This is a genomic window from Candidatus Pelagibacter sp., assembly GCF_052049815.1.
In the GTDB taxonomy this organism is placed as follows: Bacteria; Pseudomonadota; Alphaproteobacteria; order Pelagibacterales; family Pelagibacteraceae; genus Pelagibacter.
Genome location: NZ_JBNGZG010000042.1, coordinates 1 through 7,641 on the forward strand (window position 1 = coordinate 1; position 7,641 = coordinate 7,641).

Annotated in this window: 6 protein-coding genes; 3 read left to right on the forward strand and 3 right to left on the reverse strand. The window is 27.3% G+C overall.

The window, feature by feature from the left end:
* The coding region (locus ACTT9D_RS06265; protein ID WP_440930932.1) for a prepilin peptidase at window positions 1–349 on the forward strand (349 nt) is incomplete at its 5' end.
* Between the two features lie 23 nt (window positions 350–372).
* Complete coding sequence (locus ACTT9D_RS06270) at window positions 373–2,070, forward strand: tetratricopeptide repeat protein (RefSeq protein WP_440930933.1); 1,698 nt, start codon at window positions 373–375, stop codon at window positions 2,068–2,070.
* Here the strand turns inward: ACTT9D_RS06270 and ACTT9D_RS06275 are convergent.
* Both ACTT9D_RS06275 and ACTT9D_RS06280 read right to left on the reverse strand, forming a co-directional pair.
* Complete coding sequence (locus ACTT9D_RS06275; protein ID WP_440930934.1) at window positions 2,067–3,122, reverse strand: putative zinc-binding metallopeptidase; 1,056 nt, start codon at window positions 3,120–3,122, stop codon at window positions 2,067–2,069. The two genes, ACTT9D_RS06270 and ACTT9D_RS06275, sit on opposite strands and share 4 nt — an antisense overlap.
* Window positions 3,122–3,748 (reverse strand): hypothetical protein, encoded by a 627-nt coding sequence (locus ACTT9D_RS06280; RefSeq protein ID WP_440930935.1) that lies wholly within the window; start codon window positions 3,746–3,748, stop codon window positions 3,122–3,124. The genes ACTT9D_RS06275 and ACTT9D_RS06280 overlap by 1 nt, the downstream gene beginning before the upstream one ends.
* A 51-nt stretch (window positions 3,749–3,799) precedes the next feature.
* Here ACTT9D_RS06280 and ACTT9D_RS06285 point away from each other — a divergent pair, with 51 nt between their 5' ends.
* Entirely contained in the window at window positions 3,800–4,636 is an 837-nt protein-coding gene (locus ACTT9D_RS06285; protein WP_440930936.1) for an AAA family ATPase, read from the forward strand.
* Here ACTT9D_RS06285 and ACTT9D_RS06290 read toward each other — a convergent pair.
* The coding region (locus ACTT9D_RS06290) for an autotransporter-associated beta strand repeat-containing protein (RefSeq protein ID WP_440930937.1) at window positions 4,633–7,641 on the reverse strand (3,009 nt) is incomplete at its 5' end. The two genes, ACTT9D_RS06285 and ACTT9D_RS06290, sit on opposite strands and share 4 nt — an antisense overlap.

The window sequence follows — 7,641 nt, forward strand, 5'->3', positions numbered from 1 at the left end:
TAAAAATCCTTTTAATGTAAATCTTCTAGAATCAATACTAGGAGGTTTAATTGGTTATGGAATTATTTATTTAATTAGATATTTATTTTTTAAAATCAGAAAAATAGAAGGTATGGGGTTAGGAGATGCAAAATTATTTTTATTAATTGGAGTATGGTTAGGGGTAAAATCAATTTATTTAGTATTAGCTAGTTCTGCAATAGTTGGAGCAATTGTTGGTTTATTAATAATTTTAATTTTTAAGAAGGATAAAAATTTTCAAATTCCATATGGATGTTTTATTGTTTTAGCTGCAGCACTATATCCATATTTTGGATCAATGTTTTACAATTTGATACAAAATCTGTAATATTATTTATTGATTCGATAATAATGAATAAAGCATTAATAGATTCCAATATTAAAAGAAATTATCAACTAGTAGAAAAAAAACAATTTGGACTTGCTGAGCAAAATGCATTTAGCCTATTAAAAGAAGATCCAAATAATCATGAAATTTATAATTTAATAGGAGATATTCACTATAAACAAAATAATTTTGATAAATCCTTATGGTATTATTTTTCATCATTAGATAGAAAGTTTGATGTAAGAGCTCTTAATAGGCTTGGTACAAACGTATTTTTACTAAATAACAACAAAGTTGCAGAAAAAATATTAACTAATTTACTTGCACATGATCCAAAATACTTACCAGGTTACTTAAGTTTAGGATTAGTTTTTGAACAAAATAAACAATTAGATAAAGCGATAGATTGTTATAAAGCAGCAATTAAAATAAATCCTAATGAAATTAAACCTTATCTAAGTTTAGCAACTCTGTACAAACAAGAAAAAAAATATGATGAGGCAATTAAGATTTATCAACAAGGATTGATTAATAATCCAGAAAATCATTTTATTTTAAGTAACCTTGGAAATTTATTTTATCTACAACATAAATATGAAGATGCAATTGTCAGCCATCAACGAGCAGTTAAAACAAAACCAGAGTCTCATATAGTTCATTTTAATTTTGCTAATACCCTACTCAACGCTGGAAAATACACTGAAGCAATTGATATGTATAAAAAAACCATTGAATTGGATCCAAATTTCTACCGTGCAAGAATAAATCTGGGATCAACAATGTTATCAATGTCCAAATTTGATGAAGGTTTTACGGAATATAACTACAGAATTTTCGAAGATAAAAATATTAAACAATTTGCTCATAAAAAAAATCAATTATGGAATGGTCAAAATATTGAAAATAAAACAATCTTAATTATTGCTGAAGAAGGTTTAGGGAACACTATACAGTTTTCAAGATATTTAGAAACTTTAAGTCAACTAAATTGTAAAATTATATTTAAATGCCAAGAGGAACTTCATCACTTTTTTGATGAGTCTCCTTATATAGAACAATTAGTAAGTTTAGATTTAGATTATAATGAATTTGATTATTGGTGCCCTTTACAAAATTTGATCAGTATCTTAACTCCAGATTTAAATACAAATTGTCCATTTCCTTCACAATTAAAGATTAATGATAATAAATTATTAGAATGGGAAACATTAATTGAAATCAATAATAATGTAAAAATAGGTTTAAACTGGCATGGAAGCCCTTCTAATCCAAGAGTTGCAAGTAATTCTTTAGACCTTAAAAATTTTAAGAATTTAATCGAGAATGAAAATGCTAATTTTATAAGTCTTCAAAAAGGTTCAGCATCATTAGATATAGAAAAAAATAAATTCGAAGAAAAAATAATTAATTATGATTTACTAATGGATACTGGATCAAAAAAATTTTTAGATACATCAGCAATAATTAAATATCTCGACCTTGTTATCACAACTGATACTGCTATTGCACACTTGGCAGGTACTCTTGGTACTCAAACATGGTTATTATTACCAAAAGTTTCGGACTGGAGATGGTTAAATTCAAAAGATGAAACAATCTGGTATGACAATTTAAGAATTTATAGGCAAAAAATACAAGGCGATTGGTCTGAAGTGTTTTCTAGAGTTGAAAAAGATTGCAAAGAGTTAATTAAAAATATATCTGAAATAAGAAATTCTTAATTTAATCTTTTCCAAAAATTTTTATTAATATCATTTGAAATTGATTTTAATCTTAAAATCATAAGCTTTGATTTATCAAATAATATTGGATCATTTTTAAGAGTTTTTTTAAATAACTTATGTTGAGTAATCATAAATGCAAATAATTCAGCTTTATCTTCTGCAGTAGAATTTCTTGCATATTTTGATATATACCCCTTAACAGAATTATCTATAACATTTCTATCAACTAATAATTTATCAGAATATTCCTGATCATTTAATTTATCCCATTGATCATCTAAATATATTTTAGCAAGTTTCGCATCTATAATATGATAAAACTCATGGTGAAATACATGTTTTATAATTGAATTTTTATTTTTACCTTGTGAATTTATTTCACTAATATTTACATAAAAAACTCCAGGAGATTTATCAAAATGTCCTGGTGCCATTCCTACTGGGGTAATGCCTTTGTTTGAAATTTTATCACAAATCATAACAAATTTTAGACCAGAATTTTTTAAAAATGAGGTTGGATATAATTCTATTTCTTTTCTAAGGATGTTTAAAATTTCTCTATAATTTGATTTAACTTTTGTACAGTTAAAATCATCTTTGTTATTAAAATCTTTTTCAGCGATTAAAATATTTATTCCTTTAGTAGAATATACTTTTTTTGACGTTAGATATTGGTCTAAAACTTTTAAAGTTTTTTTAGATTTATCATATTTTGCAAGTCTATTATATTTTGGATTTATCTTTAAAGATCTAAAACGAACTATGCAATCTATTCCTCCATCATTTTTACAGTCTTGTAGAGTTAAATTATCAATGTCATTTTGTGATTGTATATCGATTCTTGTATAAATTTTTCCCCATAAAGTTTCAACGATTGATCCATTCACATTTTTGTTAATTTTTCTTTTTTCTTTAATTTCTTTAATGTATTTTTTTAAAAATTCTGTTCTATCTTCATAAAATTTTCTATTCTCTTGAGAGCTATTACTAGAAGCCAATAAGATTTGTGATTGAATTAAAAAAAAAGAAATAATGAAAATAAATTTCATTAAGTATTTTTAAAAAATTTAATACTAAAACTTGATTTTATGTCTCTATATTCTTCAGTGTAACAAGAAGCAAATATTTCTAACGTATTTTGCTGAGGCGCATCTGTTAGTATAAAGTTTAAAGAATTATCATTTTCTTTCTCAGTCAAGTCAAAACTATTGAAATATTCTTTCCAGGAAGCAATTTTATCTTTACATTTATTTAAATCACCTTGCTTCATATCGTTAAACGCTATTATTGAGTAAACTTGATTTAGTGAATTTGTATAAAAATGATAATTATTAAAATGATTTGATGATTTTGTTGGCTCAACAACATAACATTTTCCACCATCAATTATATTTTCACATTCTTTAATTATATTAATCTCATTATTTAGTTCTGAAAGGAAATATTGATTAAATATTTCAAGCAATCTATTTTTTGGTAAATCTATATTAGTATTTTTAGGATCTAACAATTCACCCACATTTGAAACGTCAACTCCCTCTTGTTCTTTGGGTATTTCTTCAAAAGTTTCTTCAATATTATTAACTTCTTGTCCAGGCAATTCACCAGATTCACCTGCTGAACTATAAGTTTGAATACAAAAAATTAATAAAATAATTTGAATTAATAGTTTCATTTATTTAAAAGTACTTAAAATTAATAATTAACTATTATTTAATATAAATCAATGAGTGAAGATCTTCAGAAAAATATACAAGAAATAAACAAATTACCTGGATTAAAAAAAGTAAAGGATGAAGTTAAGAATCTTGTTGCATATTTACAAAGTTCAAAAGAAAGAAAAGAAAAAGGGCTTGGAGACGGACCAGCTTTAACTTTACATTTAATTTTTTCTGGTGATCCAGGTACTGGAAAAACTACAGTCGCAAGGATATTAGCACAAATTTATAGAGATCTTGGACTAATACAAGGTGGAAAACTTATAGAAGTTACAAGAAGTGATTTGGTAGTAGCAGAAAAAGGAAAAACTGCCGTAAGAGCTGCGGATAAATTTAATGAAGCAATAGACAATGTTTTGTTTATTGATGAGGCTTATACTTTAGTAAATAAGAATGATCCAAACGACAATGGTCAGGAAGCAATTGATGAATTATTAAAATATATGGAAGATTATAGAGATAGATTAATTGTTATAGTCGCTGGATATGAAAAAAATATGAGAGATTTTATATCTTCTAATGCAGGTTTGGCATCTAGGTTTAAAAAAAACATCGTTTTTGAAAACTATAATGATCTTGAGTTATTTCAAATATTTTACAAAATGTGTAGAGATAGCAATTACATGATAGCTAACGATGCAAGTACTCTATTAAAAACTGCTTGCAAAAAAGTGATTGAGATCACTGGTGACAAATATTCTAACGCAAGAGACATCAGAAGATTTTTTGAAAGTTGTATTCAAACCCAATCAGTTAGATTAACTAAGAAAGATAACAAAACAAAATTAGATTTAATGATGATAAAAAAAGAGGATATTGAAATTACTATAAATAATTTTTCTTAAATAGAAATTCTTCTTTTAAAATGATTTACGATATATCTTCTAACAAATTCATAAGCTAGAATTATAAAAGCTATAAAGGTTATCATAGGTATGTAATTTAAAAACCTTAAATATCCATAATACAATTCTGTTAAAGCAGTCCTTTCATTAAGTTGAATTTGGTGTAATCGTTCAGCGATTAAATGAACTTTTGGATCAGATAATTTATTACATCTATCTAAAATTCTATAGAGTTGTAATTTATTATAGTAATTAACTAATTGTTTAAGATTTTTTTCTACAGCATTACAATTTGCACTTATATTATTGTAAACATCGTTTACAGTTAATTTTCTCTTAGCAATCAAACTATCACTTAAACTTTGATAAATTGTTTCAACTTCTTCTAGAGTTGGATTTTCTTTAAGAACAATTTCGATATTTTTTTCTAAGTTTTCTAAAGATTTTTCGCCTTCTTTAATGATTTCATCTTTTTTATTTTTTGGTAAATCAATTACTACAATATCCTTTTCTTTATTTTCAGATTTTTTAGCAACTACAGGAGGAATATTTCCTTTACCAAATTCTCCAAATAGTTTTCTAAAAGTTAAAGAAAAAATGTTTGAATCCATATCACTATGTTCGTTTTGCATTAAAAAAGCATTAGCCATTAAACTTGTATCTGTCTCATTATTTAAAAAATTATAACCCAAACCTAGTGAATAATAGATTTCTTCATCTCTTGGCATATCTACATTAAAGGATGATCCTGATGTGTATCTTGCTTTAGATGTTGTCCCCTCTAAAAAATGATCTTTAGAAGCAAACATTGCTATATTAAATTCATTAGCAATTTCATCTTTTTTGCTAATATCTTTTCCAATAGAAAGTCCAATTTCTGGTTTTACGATAAATAAATTGTCATTTTCAATAGTTAAAGCAAGTTCACCACCCTTCTCTTCTGTGTCACTTTTAATAACATATGTAGAATTAATTTTTGCCGAAGGTGCTAAATTTAAACCTGCAAATTCAAATTTTTTAATATACTGAGCTTCTTGGTTAAACCCTATGTCCCAATAATCTGACAAATACTTATCATTTATTGAAGCACCAGAGATAACTACATTTCTCTCACTTTCAGTTTTAGAAACATACATTCCAGAAATTAAATTAATACCATGATCTTCTTTGTCAATTTGTCTTAACAGTGATACATGCATTGAATATGTTTTTGACTCACCGTAATTATTTTTATAATCAGTATCAGTTCCTGTGAAACCATAAGAATAGCCTGTAAATTTTTCATCATCATTTTTGAATTGTTGACCAAAAAGTATTCCTGTTGTTTCTGATTTATAACCCGTGTATGAAGTGCCTATATTATCTCTGTTTGCAGTGGTTCCATATGTTCTAATAAATGTAGCAGAGTCGTCTGATCTAAAATCATTTAGTAATGATTTGTTCTTATTATTTTTTATGAAACCTAAAACAGATTGGTCTGAAAAATCAAAGTATTCATTATAATTTTCTTTTTTCCCGTAAAGACCTGCCTCTTGTAAGGAAGCTAAAGTAAGTTCATCAGTTGTATTTGCAAAATTACTAACAAGAGAAGTGCTCATATTAGTTGATGTAACGTTGTTTAAAGCTCTATTAAAATGACCATGATTTAATGCAGGTTGTGCATAAGAAGTAGTAAAAACTGTTCCCTTTAATTTCTCTAATTCTTTATTTACTGTTGTTGAGTTTGTACCACTATTTGTAAGATAAGTTTTTATACTAGCAAATTTTGAACCTGTATTAGTATCAAAAATTTCAGCTATATCTTTAAAACTAGACATAGTTGTTTTACTTTTTACTGTATCAACACTAGCTGCTGCACTTAGTGTTAAAAATACCCTTCTTAAACTTGTGTCGTAAGAAATTGAAGTTGTAAAACCAGATATATTACTTGAATTGTTTACAGTTGTTGAGGCAAATGTTCCTGATAAAGTATTTCCTGATCCACTATTACCATCAATTATAGTATAAACTCCTGCTGAATATGTTCCAGAAGCTGGCTCTAAAACTAATGTACCATCTAAAGAAATATCTCCATTAACAATTATTTTATCTGTATTTGATGCATCAAACTCTATTTCAGTAGTATCATCAGCTGATAAAGTTAGATCACCACTTACAGTTAAAGTTCCAATACTATTACCTGGTGCAAGTGTTCCTCCAGTAGTAGTATATGAAACATCACCACCGATCACTCCTCCTCCACTTAATGTTCCACCTTTAACAACAATGTCTCCTAGAGTTATGTTATTTGAACCATCACTACTTGTGCCTGCAAATAATGTTCCTCCAGTAACATTAATTGTTCCATTAAAAGTGTTCGCGCCTGTAAGAGTTAATTCACCAGTCCCAGATTTATTAATTGTGCCTGATCCTGAAATAACTCCAGATAATTTTTGATTACTTGATGAGTTTATACCAAAGTCACCAGAATTTGAGATATTACCTGCGTAAGTTCCTTCACCTAATTGACTTCTAACTAATAAGGTACCTGCTGAAATAGTAGTATTTCCACTATAAGAATTTGTTCCAGATAAAGTTAAGATACCACTTCCAGCTTTTGTTAAAGAACCTGCTCCTGAAACTGTTCCACTTAGCTCTTGATCGTTTGTATCTCCAGTTGTTAAAGTAGTTGAACTTGCAATATCTATTGTTCCCGCACCATCTACTGAAGCAATAGTATCATTGGCATCTACATCATAAATTGCGCCAGATGATACTGTAACTACTGTGCTGTTGGATAAAGTACCTGAGACAGTTAAAGTTCCAGTTGAAATAGTTGTATCACCTGTATATGAATTTGTACCCGATAAAGTTAGCGTTCCTGATCCTGCTTTAGTTAAATTACCAGTCCCTGAAATCGCACCACTTACAGATGAAGAACTACTGTTAGTTATATTTAGATCATTATTTAATACAACTGTAGCTGCTGTAATTTCTGTTCCGTTCAATGTAGAACTTGTAGATAC

Coding starts and splice junctions, on each gene's coding strand:
- ACTT9D_RS06275 (WP_440930934.1), bottom strand. CDS start 3,122: ATGAAATTTATTTTCATTATTTCTTTTTTTTTAATTCAATCACAAATC.
- ACTT9D_RS06285 (WP_440930936.1), top strand. CDS start 3,800: ATGAGTGAAGATCTTCAGAAAAATATACAAGAAATAAACAAATTACCT.
- ACTT9D_RS06270 (WP_440930933.1), top strand. CDS start 373: ATGAATAAAGCATTAATAGATTCCAATATTAAAAGAAATTATCAACTA.
- ACTT9D_RS06280 (WP_440930935.1), bottom strand. CDS start 3,748: ATGAAACTATTAATTCAAATTATTTTATTAATTTTTTGTATTCAAACT.